The sequence below is a fragment of the Bacillus sp. NEAU-Y102 genome, from assembly GCF_054788175.1.
On the sequence record NZ_JBTWFK010000015.1, the window covers coordinates 45,591 to 62,268 of the forward strand.

General features: G+C 33.3%; 16 protein-coding genes and 2 pseudogenes. 14 read left to right on the plus strand and 4 right to left on the minus strand.

All coding sequences use genetic code 11. From position 1 onward, the window contains the following. Positions 1-25 precede the first annotated feature (25 nt). Together ACYFX0_RS27930 and ACYFX0_RS27935 are read right to left on the minus strand one after the other, a co-directional pair. Positions 26-1,048 carry a sensor histidine kinase gene (locus tag ACYFX0_RS27930; protein WP_000765341.1) on the minus strand — a complete coding sequence of 341 codons (1,023 nt, stop codon included), beginning with the start codon at positions 1,046-1,048 and terminating at the stop codon, positions 26-28. A gap of 2 nt (positions 1,049-1,050) precedes the next feature. Then, positions 1,051-1,746, minus strand: coding sequence for a response regulator transcription factor (locus ACYFX0_RS27935; RefSeq protein ID WP_000276738.1), 696 nt, complete (start codon positions 1,744-1,746; stop codon positions 1,051-1,053). Between the two features lie 261 nt (positions 1,747-2,007). Between ACYFX0_RS27935 and ACYFX0_RS27940 the strand changes: the two genes are divergently transcribed. From ACYFX0_RS27940 to ACYFX0_RS27960, 5 genes are all read left to right on the plus strand, one after another. Further along, positions 2,008-2,421: a sigma factor gene (locus ACYFX0_RS27940; RefSeq protein ID WP_000157858.1), complete on the plus strand. Its 414-nt coding sequence runs from the start codon at positions 2,008-2,010 to the stop codon at positions 2,419-2,421. A gap of 118 nt (positions 2,422-2,539) precedes the next feature. Next, positions 2,540-2,812, plus strand: a complete 273-nt coding sequence (locus ACYFX0_RS27945; protein ID WP_001070526.1) for an autorepressor SdpR family transcription factor — start codon at positions 2,540-2,542, stop codon at positions 2,810-2,812. Beyond that, on the plus strand, positions 2,809-3,444 hold the full coding sequence (locus tag ACYFX0_RS27950) for an SdpI family protein (RefSeq protein ID WP_106082369.1): 636 nt from the start codon (positions 2,809-2,811) through the stop codon (positions 3,442-3,444). The genes ACYFX0_RS27945 and ACYFX0_RS27950 overlap by 4 nt, the downstream gene beginning before the upstream one ends. A 145-nt stretch (positions 3,445-3,589) precedes the next feature. Continuing rightward, positions 3,590-4,306 (plus strand): ABC transporter ATP-binding protein, encoded by a 717-nt coding sequence (locus tag ACYFX0_RS27955; protein WP_000889755.1) that lies wholly within the window; start codon positions 3,590-3,592, stop codon positions 4,304-4,306. Then, positions 4,296-5,870, plus strand: coding sequence for a permease (locus ACYFX0_RS27960; protein ID WP_106082370.1), 1,575 nt, complete (start codon positions 4,296-4,298; stop codon positions 5,868-5,870). The genes ACYFX0_RS27955 and ACYFX0_RS27960 overlap by 11 nt, the downstream gene beginning before the upstream one ends. 65 nt (positions 5,871-5,935) lie before the next feature. Here ACYFX0_RS27960 and ACYFX0_RS27965 read toward each other — a convergent pair whose 3' ends face one another. Further along, positions 5,936-6,808 carry an AraC family transcriptional regulator gene (locus ACYFX0_RS27965; protein ID WP_000377725.1) on the minus strand — a complete coding sequence of 291 codons (873 nt, stop codon included), beginning with the start codon at positions 6,806-6,808 and terminating at the stop codon, positions 5,936-5,938. 306 nt (positions 6,809-7,114) lie between these two features. Here ACYFX0_RS27965 and ACYFX0_RS27970 point away from each other — a divergent pair, with 306 nt between their 5' ends. From ACYFX0_RS27970 to ACYFX0_RS28005, 8 genes and pseudogenes are all read left to right on the plus strand, one after another. Beyond that, the gene (locus ACYFX0_RS27970) at positions 7,115-7,885 is read left to right on the plus strand and encodes an ABC transporter ATP-binding protein (RefSeq protein WP_000859656.1); all 771 of its coding nucleotides are present in this window, start codon (positions 7,115-7,117) and stop codon (positions 7,883-7,885) included. Next, positions 7,872-9,821: an ABC transporter permease gene (locus ACYFX0_RS27975; protein ID WP_106082372.1), complete on the plus strand. Its 1,950-nt coding sequence runs from the start codon at positions 7,872-7,874 to the stop codon at positions 9,819-9,821. The genes ACYFX0_RS27970 and ACYFX0_RS27975 overlap by 14 nt, the downstream gene beginning before the upstream one ends. A gap of 142 nt (positions 9,822-9,963) precedes the next feature. After that, on the plus strand, positions 9,964-10,542 hold the full coding sequence (locus ACYFX0_RS27980; protein ID WP_106082373.1) for a class I SAM-dependent methyltransferase: 579 nt from the start codon (positions 9,964-9,966) through the stop codon (positions 10,540-10,542). Continuing rightward, positions 10,542-11,156 carry a DedA family protein gene (locus ACYFX0_RS27985; protein WP_000422376.1) on the plus strand — a complete coding sequence of 205 codons (615 nt, stop codon included), beginning with the start codon at positions 10,542-10,544 and terminating at the stop codon, positions 11,154-11,156. Before ACYFX0_RS27980 ends, ACYFX0_RS27985 begins: the two co-directional genes overlap by 1 nt. Positions 11,157-11,184: 28 nt before the next feature. After that, positions 11,185-11,256: pseudogene (locus tag ACYFX0_RS27990) on the plus strand (DNA-binding response regulator); the annotation flags it as partial. A gap of 298 nt (positions 11,257-11,554) precedes the next feature. After that, positions 11,555-12,316 carry a rod shape-determining protein MreC gene (mreC, locus tag ACYFX0_RS27995; protein ID WP_187299012.1) on the plus strand — a complete coding sequence of 254 codons (762 nt, stop codon included), beginning with the start codon at positions 11,555-11,557 and terminating at the stop codon, positions 12,314-12,316. Positions 12,317-12,958: 642 nt separating this feature from the next. Next, positions 12,959-14,821, plus strand: a complete 1,863-nt coding sequence (locus ACYFX0_RS28000) for an FtsX-like permease family protein (RefSeq protein WP_106082375.1) — start codon at positions 12,959-12,961, stop codon at positions 14,819-14,821. A gap of 247 nt (positions 14,822-15,068) precedes the next feature. Beyond that, positions 15,069-15,359 (plus strand): hypothetical protein, encoded by a 291-nt coding sequence (locus tag ACYFX0_RS28005; protein WP_014894874.1) that lies wholly within the window; start codon positions 15,069-15,071, stop codon positions 15,357-15,359. 376 nt (positions 15,360-15,735) lie between these two features. Here ACYFX0_RS28005 and ACYFX0_RS28010 read toward each other — a convergent pair whose 3' ends face one another. Beyond that, the gene (locus tag ACYFX0_RS28010; RefSeq protein ID WP_000289928.1) at positions 15,736-15,915 is read right to left on the minus strand and encodes a cold-inducible protein YdjO-related protein; all 180 of its coding nucleotides are present in this window, start codon (positions 15,913-15,915) and stop codon (positions 15,736-15,738) included. Positions 15,916-16,338: 423 nt separating this feature from the next. On the opposite strand from ACYFX0_RS28010, the pseudogene ACYFX0_RS28015 reads away from it, so the two are divergent. Next, positions 16,339-16,548: pseudogene (locus ACYFX0_RS28015) on the plus strand (DUF1093 domain-containing protein); the annotation flags it as partial. Positions 16,549-16,678 lie beyond the last annotated feature (130 nt).

Sequence of the window (16,678 nt, forward strand, 5' to 3'; positions counted from 1 at the left end):
TACATTTTGCTTGCATATGTTACGATCATGCTTCGGTCACCTTCTCCGTATGTTCTGCTTGATTATTTGCAGCGTTGTGGAAGATGATTTTAATCGTCGTTCCTTTACCAACTTCAGAATCTAGTTTGACAGAGTGACCTAAATAATCACAAATTTTACTTACAATATAAAGTCCCATACCAGTAGATTCTCCGAATGCGCGACCGTTTTTCCCAGTGTAAAACGGTTCAAATACTCTTCGAATATCTTCTTGCGGAATACCAACACCTTCATCACGAACTTCTAAAATAATATCTTTTCCGTTTCGATAAGCAGATAAGAAAACTTTCTTTCCGCGTTCACCAGAGTAACGAACAGCATTTGTCATTAACTGATAGATGATAAATTTTAGCCATTTCGCATCAGAAGCAACTTTTAAATCAGAATGGACTTCTAAAACAGGGAAGACACCATTACGAATGAATAGTTCTTTTAATCCGTTAATATTTTTTGTTACCGTATCTTTTAATGAAATCGTCTCGACATGGAAATCTTCATGGAAGTTATTTAACCTAGCCATGTATAAAGCCATATCAAGCCCTTGGTTTAGACGCTCTAATTCTTTTTTAAACTTTGGAATTAAATGCTCGTCTTCCATTTCTAGCACCATAAGCTGCATAACAGAAACAGGTGTCTTCATTTGATGTACCCAATGGTTAATAAATAATTGATGTTCTTGTTGTTTTACTTCATACGATTGTAGTTCTTTTTGGAAGAGGCGGTACTGCGTACGCACGAGTTCATTGACACCGTGAGGCATCGGAGCAGTCGCTCTTTCAATAAACGCATCTTCCATTTTTTCTGGTTGCTCACTTAATCTATGGTACATTCTACGATTGCGAACGTAACGATAAGCGAGGAAACAAATAAATAAGTATAAACTTAAAACAACGAAGTAAAATTTATTGTTTTGAAATCCATCTACTGCATCATAAAGAACGAAGATGATACCGAAGTTTAATACGTACAGTAGGAAAAATGCAAAATGATCACGTAAAAATAGCTTCATGCTTATTCACTCCAAGTTGCGTTAAAGCGATATCCAAGTCCACGTACTGTTTCAATAGAGTTCTCAATACCAAGCTCATTAAACTTTTTACGAAGACGCGTAATGTTTACGTTCAATGTATTTTCCTCAACGAAACTTTCATCATCCCAAAGCGCAGCTAATAAATCTTCACGGCTCGCTGTACGAGGGAATTTTGATAATAACATTTCTGCTAAAATAGCTTCTTTCTTCGTTAAAAGAACTTGTTCAGATCCAAAATGAATTTCTGGACGTTCTGGAAATAGTTTTAACCCTTCTACTTCAACGATACGTTCAGAAATATTTGGTGCATAATCACCGTAAATACGGCGTAATTGTCCTTTGATTTTCGCCATTACAACGTCGTAGTGGAACGGCTTTGTAATGTAATCATCCGCACCGCTTTCAATCGCCATAATTTGTTCCATCTCACCAGCACGCGCTGAAATGAAAATAATTGGACAAGTAGATTCATGACGAATTTGACGGCACCAGTAGAAACCATCGAATTTCGGTAAGTTTACATCAAGTAAAACAAGATGTGGTTTCACAGCGTTAAACGATTCCATAATATCATCGAAATTCTCCGCTACAACAGCCTCATAACCGTACTTCTGAATGTGAGATTGCAGTAATGATGAAATATTTGGATCGTCTTCAACGATTAAAATTTTATACATATGTATATTCCTCCTCAAAAAAAACAATTGTAGCTATAGTGTATCATGTGTTTCAAGTCTTTTCATTATGTTGAAAGATAAGCTAGTAAACAGTATAGGTTAAAAGTTAGAAAAGTAAAAAGTATTATAGGAATAATTCAATATATTTTCCTTTTAAATATATGAATGAATAAAAAGTATTATATTTTTTATGAAATTTGGAACTTTATTTTGCTTACCGTCCAATATATAGTGAGAACATCGTTAAGGAGGGGGCACTACTTGGCAAGTAATGAAGATATACATATTTGGATAGAGCGTTTACTAAAAGGTGACGAGGAGGCTTTTGAATTTATATTTAACTTAACGAGTCAGAGAGTCTATGAAACCGTCTTTGCTATAGTTAAAAATCGGCATGATACAAATGAAATCGTAAATGAAATCTACTTTCAACTTTGGAAATCTATTTCAACATATGATCAATCTAGACCGTTTCTATTTTGGTTGAATGGAATTGTTTACAAACAGATTAGTCAATGGAGAAAACACATATGGAAGAGGCTGCGCTTATTTGAAAAACAACAACTAAGTGATGAGACAGTTGTAGAAGTTCCAGAAAAAGTATTATTAAGAAAAGAAACAGAAGAGCTGCTTTCCTTTTTAACCTGCGTAATCTTTAGATTTTATTCAATATAGAGTAATTGGCGTAGGGTACAAAATAAAAAGGGGCGTATAGATAATTGACAATTAACTAAAATCATTTTAACATTTAGATAAATATCTAAATGTCTAATTAATGAGGGGAAGAAAGACATTGAATCAAGCATTCAAAGCATTAGCAGATCCAACAAGGCGAAAAATTTTAGATTTATTAAAAGAAGGCGATCTAACCGCTGGTGAGATTGCTGAACATTTCAATATGACAAAACCAAGTATTTCACACCACTTAAACGCACTTAAAAATGCTGAACTTATTCAAGATGAAAAGAAAGGGCAATTCGTTGTGTACTCTTTAAACACAACGGTCTTTCAAGATTTGTTGACTTGGGTGTTTACATTTACGAATAAGGGGGAAGAGGGGAAATGAAAAAACATCTTTTTGCAATCTTATTAATCGTTATAACTTGTTTAGCTTGGGCGTTTGCTTGGCCGCATTTGCCGGATACAATTGCGACACATTGGAGCGGCGGTAAGGTAGATGGCTATTCGTCTAAATTTTACGGAATGGTTTCTATGGTCGGAATTATGATTGCATTATATATATTTCTAAATGTGATACCAAAGATTGATCCAAGGAAAGCAAATTACGAGAAATTTTCTAAAGCCTTTATGATGATGAATAATGGGGTACTATTGCTACTATTTGTAGGAAATATAGATATTATTACAAGTGGATTAGGATATAACTTATTCATTAATCGGGTGCCTGAATTATTAGTTGGTGTTTTATTTTTAGTAATGGGTAATTATTTACCACAGTGTAAGCCAAACTTTTTTGTCGGGATGCGTAATCCATGGACGTTAAGTAATGAAGAAGTATGGCGGAAAACACATCGGTTTAGCGGAAAAGTATTTGTGGCGTTAGGAGTTATTATGATTATAAGTGTTTTCGCTCCGGCTGATTGGAGAACTTATATAATGATTGGGATTATAGTAGTTGCTGTCATTATAACGAATTTATATTCTTACGTTTTGTATAAAAAAGAAATACAAATGTGAGTTATATTAGTCAAATTTTATATTTATAGTTTCTATGTGTTAAGGGATTTTAATACTCAGTGGGAATAATGAAAAGCTCACTGAGTAAATTTTTCGTTTTAAGGTCTGAAAATTCAATCGAAAAGGTGATTTGGGGGGGATTTACATGTTAGAAATTATAAATTTTAGCAAGACATATAAAGACGGTAAGAAAGCAGTTGATCATTTGAATATTACTGTTAAAGCAGGGGATATCTTTGGATTTATTGGACATAACGGTGCGGGGAAAAGTACAACAATTAAGTCGTTAGTAGGAGTTATAGATTTTGAAGAGGGTGAAATTTTTATTGATGGACATTCAGTAAAAAAGGATCCGATTGCATGTAAGAGAGTAATGGCGTATATTCCTGATAATCCAGATTTATATGAGCAATTAACAGGAATTCAATATTTGAACTTTGTTGCGGATGTGTTTAAAGTGCCTGCGAGGGATCGGGAAGAACAGATACAGAAGTATGGGGATGCTTTTGAGATTACACCGTACTTAGGGGACTTAATATCTTCTTATTCACACGGTATGAAACAAAAAGTAGCGATTATATCGGCGGTTTTACATAAACCGAAATTATTAGTTTTAGATGAACCTTTCGTTGGTCTTGATCCAAAGGCAGCCGTAGTATTGAAAGGTATTATGAAAGAGCTTTGTGAAAAAGGAAGTGCGATTTTCTTTTCTACGCACGTTTTAGATGTAGCTGAGAAGTTATGTAATAAAGTAGCGATGATTAATAGAGGGAAATTAGCACTTTCAGGAGAAGTAAATTCTTTAATTAAGGAAGGCTCATTGGAAGAGCTCTTTATGAAGGAGCTTGCTAATGAATACTAATAGTTTAGGTCTTTTGAAAATTCGGTTGATAACGCAGCTCGGTTTAAACACCTTTAAATACGAAAAAGATAAGAAAAAGAAGCAGGATAAGATTTTGCTGACAGCATCTATTGCTCTAGTTGGTGTCATGTTAATGTTATATTGCGGAGCTTCGGCATATGGGTTGGTAAAACTAGGAATGAGTGAAATTATTCCCGTCTATGCACTAGTTATTAGCAGTGTATTAACGTTGTTTTTCACTATATTTAAGGCAAATGGAGAAATTTTTGCTTTTAAGGATTACGACTTTTTAATGTCATTGCCGATTCGCGTAAGTACTGTTATTGCAAGTAGATTTTTGTATTTATACCTGCTGAATACAATCTTTTCAATCATAATCATGCTACCAATGGGAGTTGTGTATTGTATACATGAAAATCCATCAGTTTCTTTTTACTTTATGTGGTTCATCAGTATGTTTATCGCATCTTTAATCCCAACAACAATCGCAGCAATCTTTGGAGCTTCGATTACGGCAATCGCTTCTAAATTTAAAAATACGAATAAAATAACTACGATTTTAAGTTTTATAGTAATTATTACATTCGGTTCCTTTATGCTAAAAAACGGAAATGCTCAATATAGCCTTAATGATATGAACGGAATTGGTGCAATTGTTTCGGAGCAATTAACTAAAGTGTATCCATTAGCTAACATGTTTCAAAAAGCAATTGTTAATGCTGATATGGTAGCTTTCATCTTATTTGTGGGGATATCAGTGATTTGGTATTATCTTTTTGTAAAAATACTTTCGTTAAAATATAAGCAAATAAACACAGGGATCACCACTTATCATATGCTTTCAAATTATGAGATTAATAGCATGAAAAAAGAGAGTGTATTGGTCGCATTGTATAAAAAAGAGCTGACACGTTTCTTCTCTTCTACAGTGTATGTTATAAATAGTGGAATGGGAGTCGTGATGGCGCTAGCTTTCTCGCTAGCTATAGTTGTAGTAGGACCAAGCCAATTAATAGCGTATCCTGGAATTGAGCCCCTGTTGCAAAAGATTGCCCCATTTGCTATTGCAGCAGCGATTTCGATGACATGTACAACATGTGTGTCATTGTCTTTAGAAGGAAAAAATGTATGGATTATTAAATCATTGCCTATAGCGCCAAAGGTGATTTATGATAGTAAAATTCTTATGAATCTTTCATTGAGTATACCTGCATCACTTATTAGTGCTGTATTACTAATAATCGGGTTAAAGCTAGATGTTTGGAGTTCTCTTTTCATCGTCATAACACCGATAATATATTCATTATTTTCAGCAGTATGGGGGATTTTCATTAATAATCGATTTGGTTATTATGATTGGATATCAGAAACTCAAGTAGTAAAACAAAGTATAGGATCGTTTGTTGGTATGTTTGGCGGCTTAATTGTGGCGGTTATACCTGCCTTGTTAATTGGTACTGCTACTATCTCGAACTACAGAGTATTTACTTTTGCAGTTATTATAGTGCTTACGATTATTACTATTTTCTTGTATAAGAACGAGTCGAGAAGAAGTATAAAATAAAGGAGCTGCTTTTCCTTTAAAAAGGAAGAGTAGCTTCTTTATTTTGGAAAGGTTAGATTCTTATATTACTTTTTTAAAACAGGTACCCATATTTCACTTCTGAAATTCGGAGAGGATACGTCTTTACTTTCATTCCACAATATCTCTGGTCCTTCCGCTAGTTCATAGTTCGAAGAAGGGAACCATTCAGAATAAATACGTCCCCACACATTTTGTAATGCATCAGGAAATGGACCGACAGCTTCAAATATAGCCCATGTTGAAGCTGCGACTTCAAGTTGCGCGAATTGCTCTGGACAATCTTTCGTTGTGGCTACTCCAATATAGTGATCAAGTTCTCCTTTTTCCTCCATTCTCCCTTCAGAAAAATTAGTAGAGGCACTAATAATTCCAGTAGGTTCAATGTTTGAAAGGGACTTTAATGTTTGAATGGAGTCTGGGTTTAAACTTTTCCACATAGAAGCGATTTCTTCATTTACACCATTGAAAACGATTGATACTCGTTTTGTAATACCTATAATTCGAAATGGCTCTTTTTCTTCAATTCGATAATTCATTTCATTTCCTCCTTGAATGGATAACTGGAAGGTCATTGGTGAATAAGCCTTCAAAGAATGGCTACTATTTCGGGCCTCTGAAGGTGTTATACCGTGCAAGTTTTGAAATGCACGAGCGAATGAATCTGGTGAGTTGTAGCCATATTTTATAGCGACATCAATGACTTTTACATTGCTGTTTTTTAGTTCAAAGGCAGCGAGAGTAAGACGTCTACAGCGAATATAATCAGATAGTGATATGCCTGCTAAAAACGAAAACATTCTTTTAAAGTGATACTCAGAACAGAGAGCTAGCCTCGCAACTTCTTTAAAATCAATTTCATTCGTAAGGTTACCTTCAATATAGTGCATTGCATTATTCATATTTTTAAGTGAATCCATATTATGACCTCCTCTGTACATAGAATAACAGGAACGAAATAACCCCATCCGACATTTCGTGCACAACTTTGTAGGTGCATTTTTTACCTTACAAAATTGTAATGTTCCTGTAAGGAGAATGAATGGATGGTATGATATCCCAATGTTATAGTAGCAAAGTACTTTAATTCATTATGTTAACTTTTTGATGTCTTTACTTATGTGCCTTACATAACTGTCATGTTTGTGTAAGAAACATCGATAGTGGCAAGAGTAGAGAGTGTATATAGTTGAAAATAGAGAATAGAAGAAATGAGGGATGTCGAGATGAAAACAGTGTTAGAAGCAAAAAATATCGAAAAAGTGTATGACACGGGTGGTAATAAATTTGCAGCGTTAAAAGGTATTAACTTACAAGTAAAAGAAGGTGAATTCGTTGGAATTATGGGACCTTCTGGTTCTGGTAAGACGACTTTACTAAATGTTCTTTCTACAATTGATAATGCGACGAACGGTGAAATTTTAATTGATGGAAAAGATATTGTGAAGATGAATGATGATAAGTTAGCGTTATTCCGCCGCGATCATTTAGGTTTCATTTTCCAAGATTATAATTTATTAGATACGTTAACAGTGAAAGAGAATATCGCTTTACCACTTGCGTTATCAAAGGTGAAAGCGAGTGAGATTGATCGCCGCGTTCTTGAAATCTCAAAGAAATTCGGTATTGATCATATTTTAAGTCAGTTCCCATATCAAGTGTCGGGTGGACAGAAGCAGCGCTGCGCAGCATCACGTGCAATTGTTACGAATCCAAGTATGATTTTCGGAGACGAGCCAACTGGAGCGCTTGATTCTAAATCTGCAACAGATTTACTTGAAAGTATGAAGTCATTAAATGAATATGATAACTCAACAATTTTAATGGTAACGCATGATGCATTTGCAGCAAGTTATTGTAAACGAGTTATTTTCATTAAAGATGGTGAACTATATAAAGAATTGCACCGCGGTGAATCAACGCGTAAACAGTTCTTCCAAAAAGTCGTTGACGTAATGTCTTCTATTTCTGGAGGTATGGCTGATGACCTTATCTAGCATTGCCCTCCGCAACATACAGCGGAACTTTAAAGACTACTTTGTATATTTCGCATCTATGATTTTTAGTATTGTTATTTATTTTACATTTAAAGCACTGCAATATAATTCACAAATGGAAAAAGCAGCAGAAGCTTCTAAAAAGATTAGTGGTGCATTTCAAGTTTCCAGTGTGATGCTTATCATTTTCGTAGCAGTGTTTATTATATATTCGAACGGATTCTTTACACGTAAACGTAAAAAAGAAGTTGGCTTATATTCGTTATTAGGTATCCGTAAAAGACAAATTGGTAAAATGCTCTTTTATGAAAATATGTTAATGGGATTAATGTCATTAGTAATCGGGATTGCAATCGGTAGTGTCCTTTCAAAATTATTCCTTGAGTTATTAGTAAATATGATGGGATTAAATTTAAACGTTCATTTTGAAGTACCAATGGCAGCAATTATTGATACAGCAATTATTTTCTTTGTGATTATTTTATATACATCACTCCAAGGATATCGTTTAATTTATCGCTTTAAGTTAATTGAACTTTTCCGCGCAGAACGTGAAGGAGAAGCACTGCCAAAAGGATCTGTCATTATGGCGTTAATTTCAGTTTTCTTAATCGGCTCAGGTTATTTCTTAGCGTTAATGTTTATGAAAGCAGTTATGTATGCAAACTTTATGGCAGTCGCACTTTATATATTACTTGCGACAGTATTAGGTACGTATTTACTATTTATGTTCTTTACAGTATTCGTATTGAAACGTGCAAGAAATAATAAATCATCGTTTTATAACGGTATGAATATGGTAACGACGTCACAGTTACTATATCGTATTAAAGGAAATGCAAAGTCACTTGCGACGATTTCTATTTTAAGTGCGGTAACATTAACAGCGGTTGGTACGTCAGTTACGATGTATTACAACACATTTACACAATCAAAAGCAGCTATGCCATACAGTTATTCTTACGAGAAAAAAGATGCAGAGCTTGATAAGAAAGTAAATGCGATTTTTGCAGAAGAGAAGAAAGGTCATCCGATCAAAGATCAAGTTGAAATTGAGACAGTTCCTGTAAAAGGGAAGTTTGAAGGAGATAAAGTTGATTTCATTCTTAATATGAATTACACGATTTCAGAGAAATATCAATTTATGTCTCAATCTGAATTTAACAAGCTTGCTAAAAAAATTGATGCGGAAACAGTGAATGTAGCTACTGGCGAAGCATTTATATATGATAGTTCTTATATGGAAGGGTATGAGTTTAGCCCCGAATATAAAGGAAATAAAGCGGTATTCCAAATTGAAAATGAAACGAAGACGTTGAAAATCCAAGGTGCAAATAATAATGCAATTACAAACTTAGGTGAACTAGTTGTTGTCGTTTCAGATGAAATGTATGAACAAGCGAAACAAGCATTTGGAACACGTATTGTAAAAAATATTGATGTAAAAGATGAAAGAAACAGTAAAGTGTTAACGGAAAAATTAGCAAAAGTGATGCCAACTGGTGTATCAGAAATGGCACCACCATTTAGAGACTTCTATACTGGTTTCCATATGGGACTGGAAGCAACTGGACTAATGATGTTCATCGGACTATTCTTAGGTTTAGTCTTCCTATTAGCGACAGGCTCAATCATTTACTTTAAGCAGCTTACAGAAGCAAGTGCTGACCGTGATCGTTACATTGTCCTTCATAAAGTCGGGGTAACGAAACAAGAAATGAAAAAAGCTATTGCAAAACAAGTGAGCTTTATCTTTGCAATTCCACTAGTAATCGGAATTCTGCACAGCTTGTTTGCATTAAAAGGTTTAGGGAACATACTGCCATTTGAAATTATGATTCCGCTTTTAATTAGTATTGGAGTATATAGTGTTATTTATATTGGATATTACTTCATCACAGTTCGTTCTTATTATAAAATCGTGAGTGCGAAGTAATAAAGGGACAGCTATCGTAATAGGGATAGCTGTTTTTTTATTCTTCATAAAATCTTAAGAAACTTCCTCAATTTTTATTAAGAAACGATAGTTATACTTAGAAACAAGTTAAAAACTATTGAACGAATGGGGAGAAGGTTACATGCAACTCATAACATTCTTACATGAATTTATTAAACATCCGAAATATACTGGTGCAATTGCGCCAAGTTCAAAAATATTAGCAAAGAAGATGGTAGATGTAATTGATTTTAATAGAGCGAAATGCATTGTAGAGCTAGGGCCGGGTACAGGAGCTTTTACGAAAGAAATTATGAAGAGAAAGAAGAAGGAGACATTATTTCTTCTTATTGAAATTAATGAAGTATTTTTCAAAGAGTTAAAGAGAAAATTTAAAGATGAGCAGAATGTGATTGTTATACATGGCTCAGCGGAAAATATAAAGAAGTATAGGGAACAATTGAATATAGAATGTATTGATTACATCTTATCAGGATTGCCTTTCACTTCTTTACCAGAAGAGGTTTCAAAGCGCATTTTAAACAGCGTAATGGAAACGATACATGAGAATGGAGAATTTATTACATTTCAATATTCACTTGTGAAAAAAGGATTTATACAGCATTTCTTCCCTGAAATTACACTAGAAAAAGTGTGGTTCAATTTCCCGCCAGCTTACGTCTTTAGCTGTAAAAAAGAGCTAAGGAGAGCATATGCATAATGGAGCTAAATGAATTAATGTCATACATTGAGCAGTATGGTTATTGGGCTTTATTTTTCTGTTTATGGTTAGGTATTATCGGTATGCCGATTCCAGATGAAATGATTGTAATGAGCGGTGGATTAGTATCATCGATGGGTATATTGGATTTGATTCCCGCCTTTTTACTAACGTATTTAGGCGTTGTATCCGGCCTTTCTTTAGGGTATATACTCGGGAAAATTTTTGGCATAAAAATACTTAATAAATTGATGAAAAAGAAAAAGACGAAGTATCTTTTAAAATCGCAAGAGATGATAGCAAAATATGGTCATTATACATTAGTTATAAGTTATTTTATACCTGTTGTGAGGCATATCGTACCGTATTTAGTAGGAATGAATAACATGTCTTTTAAAACGTATGCGATTTATTCATATGTAACAGGATTTGTATGGACGTTAGTTTATTTCTTACTAGGTTCTATATTTGGAAAGCATATAGAAGTAATAGTAACACTTGCGACCGAGTACGGTATATATTTTGGTGGCATTGTTATTGTAGTTTGTAGTATTTCTTATATGTATATGCATAAGAAGAATGCCGTAGTGAGTGAAATAAAGCAACATTCATAGTTTGGTAAATGATGCTGGAGGAGATTTTGTGAGTAAAGGAACGATACTTATCGTGGACGATGAGAAGGAAATTAGAAAACTTATCGCCAGATATTTAAAAGTGAAATCTAAATGGATTGAAAGTATGAAATAGGAAAAAGTACAAGATGAAGAAATACCCGCTAAAGCAAAAGAAAAAGTAACAATAAAACATGCTGATTTATAGAAATGATAAGTCGGATTTGATAGAAAAAGTAACGAGAAAAATTTGAATGTTTTGGGGTTTGTGGTGATTTCTAAATTTTTTATAAAGAAGATAAAGTTTATCATAACTTTATTTAAACTGCATTTCTTCTGTGTACGATGACTAGTATTCTATAGTATGTAGATAAAAAATAGTAAGGAGTAGCAGGATAATTATGCAGGTTTCTAAGAAGAAAATATTATTATTTCTTTCAATTATTCTTTTGGCTTTATTGGCGGTGTATGTATGTACAAATAATAAGCATGTCCAAAATATTGTTCATAATATAGAAGACATTTATAAAGTATATAAAGAGAATCAAGCATTGAAAGGGAAAATTGAACATCAAGAATCATTAAAGGGTAAAGTGCAAATGTTAAGTAAGGAGAAAGAAAATCTTACTAAACTTATCAATAAAACGAAAGAATTAAAGGAACAAGGAAAATACAATCTAATTCAAGCTACAGTAGTAAGGCGTGAAGCAGAAGATTGGTATGGAAAAATCTCTCTTGAGAGAGGGGCACAACATGGTGTAAAGGTTGGTATGGCTGTTATTACAGTGAACGGTTTTATTGGAAAGGTAGATAGTGTAGATCAATATACATCTGTTGTGAAATTAATTACGAGTGATGAACGAACGAATCGTTTAGCAATCACCCTTCAAAATAATTCATCCATTTTAGGATTTGTTACAGGGTATGATAAGAAAAAACAGGCCCTTCGAATTGATAATATCCCATCAGATAAAGTGAAAGAAATAAAAATAGGTGATAGCATTATTACCTCTGAATTGAGTCAGAAAATACCACCAGGTCTTGAAGTAGCAGAGGTACTAGAACAAGAACAAGATCAATATGGTCTTACTTATACTATTTATGCAAAACCAAAGGCGAATTTATATGATTTAGAATATGTTATTTTAATACAACCTAAATAATAGTTTTATATAGAGTCCATCAGAGGTGGATTAGAAACGAAGAGAATTAATGTAAAGTAAAGAGTGAGAGGGATAAGGAAAGGTAAAACGGTACTAAATTTAATAACATGTGGGTATATCTTTATATCGTTGTTATCTTATCTTTATCTCGGACAATTATAATGAAGAGGTAAACTGATGATAAGTGCAAAGTTATTAAGTATTACAGAGGGGCTTTTTTTGTCCATTTCTAATGTTAATGATTTATATAACTTTTTAAATAGACTAGAAAACCTATAAAATATCCTTCGAATTTATATTTATAAATATATTATTTAAGTGTGAGAATATTGATGTCATCTTCGTGAGAACAAAGTAAAGGTATATGAATCGGATTGTGAAACTAATAATATTAATATAATGATTTTCAGGTAGTATACATTACAAAAATGTAAGGATAATGTAAGAGGAATCAATATTGCTGTTTGTCGGGAAAAGATAAAATGATAGTTAGTGGCTATGAAAATAGCATGATCGTAGCACTAGCCACATGACAGGAGGCAATATGAAAGCTTTAATATTTGAAGAGAACGTTGTACAAAGAGGGGATAGTAAAAAGGTGAATGTAGTATACCACGCTGTAGAGAATCGTGGGTGTAAAGTGTGTTATTAAAACTTTCTATTTCCAGTATGAAAAAAATGATAAAGGATTACATCGTTTTACTAATAGGTCTTGTAATCTCAATTTCTATTTTTTATATGTTTCAAACGCTTGCGTTAAATAAAGAGTTTACAATGAATAACAGTATTATTGGTTCAATTGTATTTGTATTTCAAATAGGCTCTGTTTTGGTAGCGTTTATTACATTCTTTTATATTTTTTATGCAAACTCTTTTCTACTTTCACTCCGGCAGAAAGAGCTTGGTATGTACCTTGTATTAGGGGCGAAAAAGAGTAAAATTAGTCAACTTTTATTTTTTGAGACGTTCATTATGGGAATGATTTCACTAGTGCTAGGTAGTGTATTCGGAGCCATTCTTTCTAATTTCGTTAGCAAATTTCTAACGAAACAATTGGAAATTTCAGCGGAAGGTTATCAAGCATTTTATGGTCCTGCATTCAAAATAACATTTATATTCTTTAGTGTGTTATTTCTACTTACATCCGTTGTGAATGTGATTCGTATAGCACTTAAAACAGAACTAGATTTAATTCGTACAGAGGAGCAAACGGAGCGCATACGAATGAAAGGACCAGCCACAATATTGTTACTTTTATGTAGTTTGCTAGGACTAGGTGTAGGGTATTATTTCATACTCTTCGTAGGAATAAAGGGCGCTGGAGCCATTATGCTTCCACTATTCATGATTACAATCGGGACATATCTTATATTTATTTCGTTCTTACCTATGATTGTTAACAGGTTAAAGAAAACGCGCTATTTAAATGAGAAGAAATTAAATGCATTTACATTTGCACAATTGCAGTTTCGTGTAAGTAGTTTGGCGAAAATATTAGGCACGGTAACGATGCTAATTGGACTGGGTGTGGGGGCAATGGCTGGTGGCATGTCTTTACAGAAAAACGTAATCCTTACAGCAGAAAGAATGTCAGGTTATGATATTACAATTCATGATCCAGAAGCAGAGGATTATAAAGCTATGGAAAAAATGAAAATTGTAGATAAAAAACAATATAAATATAAAGTTAATAATGAGGCTGTTTACTATTTAAAAGAAGAATTATTGGAGAACCCTCCACTGTTGTTTGGAAAGAAAGAGACAACACATATTACTGAACAACTTCCATCTTCGAGCTATAGGATGTTTAAGGGGGAGGAAGTTGATCCATCTATTTCTACGTTACCACTGAATTGGGATAAGAGTATGGATAGTGATTTTAGATCGAATATTTCTGTATATGATCGTAAACCTGTCTATATCGTCGATGAAAAACGTTATGAAGCAATTCAAGGGAATGAGCATACATTTTTTATTGCTAAAGTAGATAATATTTTAAGGTATAAAACAGAGTTAAAAGAGATGGATAATCGTCAAATCGAAAAAATAGCCGCTGCTATTAATAAGCCTAAGGAAGATGTATATTTACCAACAAACTATAGTGATTATGAATCTATGCTTGCCTTTTCAAAAGGAACTTCCTTTATGGGATTCTTTTTAGGCCTTGCTTTTTTAGCTATGATGGCAAGTTGTTTAATGTTTAAGATCCTTTCTGGAGCTACGAAAGATATAGGGCGTTATGAGATGCTTCGGAAAATTGGGGTACGTAAAGAATTACTTATAAAATCTATGTATAAAGAATTAGGCATTGTATTTCTATTTCCAGCTATATTGGGTCTTATACACGTTTTGGTAGGAATGAATGTATTTACATTTGTTAAATTTTTTGTGAATCCATATGTGAATATTGGACTTCCGATTTGTATATTTTTAATTATTTACGTTGTTTACTATATGATCACTATTCAATTATATAAGGGGATTGTCCTCCCAAAGAAAAAATAGAATATAGAATTCAAGGGTCTCAAACTTATTATAGTTTGGGACTTTTGAATATTATTAAGGAGAAATCAAGGAATCCCTCTACTATTTTTAAGGAAATACATCTATACATAGAGATTAGTGTAATTAATTACACTAATTGAATTTTTAAGTGAAATATATCGTATCTGCATCTTATATTTATATAGCTTGTTTAGTCTATAAATACCCCCAAGCTGGTATTTAAAAAAGTATACAGGGAGAAAATGAAATGAGAAAGAAAATTTTACCAATTTGTGCGATGGCACTTTTATCAATAGGATATTCATCGTTAGCTAGCGCATCTACTGGAACAACGTCAAAGGGAGAGGTATCAGCACAAGCATTAGAAAAAAAGGAAGCAGAATTTCATGCTTGGCAAAAAGAGGCGTTAGAGAAGAAGAAAGCAGCAATGCAGGAGCAAAAAAAAATCATTAGAACGAGCAGAAGCCGTGATTCAGGATCAACAAAAAGAAGTATTAGGGAAAAAGAAAGCAACGATTCAATCACAACAAAAGAATGATATAGAGAAAAAAGAAGTAGCGAAACAATGATGATACCAAGTGCATGTTTTGTGGCATTAGGATCTGTATTTGGATTTATTCGTCGTAAGATTAAAGTATAAAATTTGTATTAGCCTATAAAAAATGGATGAATTAAAAGTGAAACTTGTAAATTTTATTGGATTTCCTTTTATATTAATTTGGTTATTGAGCATATAGGTGAACAGTAATCATTTGGATAGGAACTATGGTTGGAATGAGTTTGAGATATTGAAAAAGCTTTGCGAGGATACGCAAAGCTTTTTGTATAGTTTATTTTCTTTCGATTCACATTGCAAATAAGGAGAAAGAGGATCCTCTATGTTTGAGTTTATAAAAGGTGAAGAGGAAAATTTATTATAACTTTTGTAATAAGCGTTCGCTGCTTTCCATATCTCCTTTACATAAAGGACATTGCGGCTCTTCTTCTAACGAAAAGTTTTTACGCATCCACCCACGGCAGTTTTCTTCTTGGCATTCCCATACAGCAATTGCTTCTGGTTCTTCTACAGGTTTATCATTTTTTCTCCAATACATGTGATCGCTCCCTTAAATTGAAAAGTTTTTCGGAAAAAACAAAAAAGGTTGTTAACGATTTTGTTAACAACCTTTTTATATTAGTTCATTATACTTTATTTTTTGAAAAAATGCGAAGTTTAGTAATTGTTAAAGTATAGCAAAATAAGGATTATAAATCACTGTTGAAAGCTTTGATAATAATTCAATTTGACACGGTGTATGCCCCGTCAACCTTCTCGATATTTTTCTAGCTCTTCTTCATGCTATTGTTTTGTTGACTTTGGAATTTCTATATCATCAATTAGGCGTCGCTGCTGTTGTGTCTTCCAGAATATGCTCGTTGTATGGAAGACTTTTTGTTTTGAAAACACTATGAAGTTTAATAAATTTATCCAGCATAAACGGGTAGTAGGGATCCCAGCTCAAAATTTGGTTGGAGCGAAGAAGTTAGGTGGAAATAAAGGTTTTGAATATACAGTTAAAGCTTATGATGAGAAGGGAGAAGAGAAAGAAGTAACAATTGATGGCGTAGATAAATTACAAAAAGGCTCGTACTGGCATGTCATTACAAGAGGGAAGTTTTTACATGATAAAGTAGAAATAGAAGTAGATAAAATTCCTGATGGTGCGAAGGCGAAGTTAGGATTATAAAGATAAAACCGATTCTCAATGTGGGAATCGGTTTTGTTATTTTATGGTAAAATATAGAAAGGGAGTGAGAGATATGCTACTCGTTGTTAGCCTTATATTAATTGGGGTTATGTGCAGTATGAGAATAGTA

Coding starts and splice junctions, on each gene's coding strand:
- ACYFX0_RS27930 (WP_000765341.1), bottom strand. CDS start 1,048: ATGAAGCTATTTTTACGTGATCATTTTGCATTTTTCCTACTGTACGTA.
- ACYFX0_RS27935 (WP_000276738.1), bottom strand. CDS start 1,746: ATGTATAAAATTTTAATCGTTGAAGACGATCCAAATATTTCATCATTA.
- ACYFX0_RS27950 (WP_106082369.1), top strand. CDS start 2,809: ATGAAAAAACATCTTTTTGCAATCTTATTAATCGTTATAACTTGTTTA.
- ACYFX0_RS27955 (WP_000889755.1), top strand. CDS start 3,590: ATGTTAGAAATTATAAATTTTAGCAAGACATATAAAGACGGTAAGAAA.
- ACYFX0_RS27960 (WP_106082370.1), top strand. CDS start 4,296: ATGAATACTAATAGTTTAGGTCTTTTGAAAATTCGGTTGATAACGCAG.
- ACYFX0_RS27965 (WP_000377725.1), bottom strand. CDS start 6,808: ATGGATTCACTTAAAAATATGAATAATGCAATGCACTATATTGAAGGT.
- ACYFX0_RS27970 (WP_000859656.1), top strand. CDS start 7,115: ATGAAAACAGTGTTAGAAGCAAAAAATATCGAAAAAGTGTATGACACG.
- ACYFX0_RS27975 (WP_106082372.1), top strand. CDS start 7,872: ATGACCTTATCTAGCATTGCCCTCCGCAACATACAGCGGAACTTTAAA.
- ACYFX0_RS27980 (WP_106082373.1), top strand. CDS start 9,964: ATGCAACTCATAACATTCTTACATGAATTTATTAAACATCCGAAATAT.
- ACYFX0_RS27985 (WP_000422376.1), top strand. CDS start 10,542: ATGGAGCTAAATGAATTAATGTCATACATTGAGCAGTATGGTTATTGG.
- mreC (WP_187299012.1), top strand. CDS start 11,555: ATGCAGGTTTCTAAGAAGAAAATATTATTATTTCTTTCAATTATTCTT.
- ACYFX0_RS28005 (WP_014894874.1), top strand. CDS start 15,069: ATGAGAAAGAAAATTTTACCAATTTGTGCGATGGCACTTTTATCAATA.
- ACYFX0_RS28010 (WP_000289928.1), bottom strand. CDS start 15,915: ATGTATTGGAGAAAAAATGATAAACCTGTAGAAGAACCAGAAGCAATT.